Raw genomic sequence first — 1,034 nt, 5'->3', positions numbered from 1 at the left:
ATGCTTACCCCAGGACAACCATCGCCTGGGCTGGACTACCTTCCTGCGTCACCCCATCGCTTACCTACTACTCAATCGGTTCGAGCGTTCGGCCACAACCAGACCCGAAGGCCTTAGACATGGCTTAAGGACTCTTAGCATCAAAAGGTTCAGTATGGGCGCATTGAAGCGGGTACGGGAATATCAACCCGTTGTCCATCGACTACGCCTGTCGGCCTCGCCTTAGGTCCCGACTTACCCTGGGCGGATTAGCCTGGCCCAGGAACCCTTGGTCATCCGGCGGCAGGGTTTCTCACCCTGCATTCGCTACTCATGCCTGCATTCTCACTCGCACAGCCTCCACAACTAGATCACTCTGCTGCTTCGCCGGCTGCACGACGCTCCCCTACCCATCAACCCCGCATGGGGGTCAATGCCACGACTTCGGCGGTGTACTTGAGCCCCGCTACATTGTCGGCGCGGAATCACTTGACCAGTGAGCTATTACGCACTCTTTCAAGGGTGGCTGCTTCTAAGCCAACCTCCTGGTTGTCTCTGCGACTCCACATCCTTTCCCACTTAGCACACGCTTAGGGGCCTTAGTCGGTGATCTGGGCTGTTTCCCTCTCGACTACGAAGCTTATCCCCCGCAGTCTCACTGCCACGCTCTCACTTACCGGCATTCGGAGTTTGGCTGACGTCAGTAACCTTGTCGGGCCCATCGGCCATCCAGTGCTCTACCTCCGGCAAGAAACACGCGACGCTGCACCTAAATGCATTTCGGGGAGAACCAGCTATCACGGAGTTTGATTGGCCTTTCACCCCTACACACAGGTCATCCCCCAGGTTTTCAACCCTGGTGGGTTCGGTCCTCCACCCAGTCTTACCTGAGCTTCAACCTGCCCATGCGTAGATCACTCCGCTTCGGGTCTACAGCATGCGACTCAAACGCCCTCTTCAGACTCGCTTTCGCTACGGCTCCCCCACACGGGTTAACCTCGCCACACACCATAACTCGCAGGCTCATTCTTCAAAAGGCACGCAGTCACATCACA

At 57.0% G+C, this 1,034-nt stretch carries 1 rRNA gene; it reads right to left on the bottom strand.

The window, feature by feature from the left end:
* Nucleotides 1–1,034, bottom strand: a 23S ribosomal RNA gene (locus ACIBHY_RS54745); the annotation flags it as partial.

Origin of the sequence: Nonomuraea sp. NPDC050547 (assembly GCF_044457345.1) — a bacterium.
Lineage (GTDB): Bacteria > Actinomycetota > Actinomycetes > Streptosporangiales > Streptosporangiaceae > Nonomuraea.
This window is presented reverse-complemented; position numbering and strand designations above follow the sequence as displayed.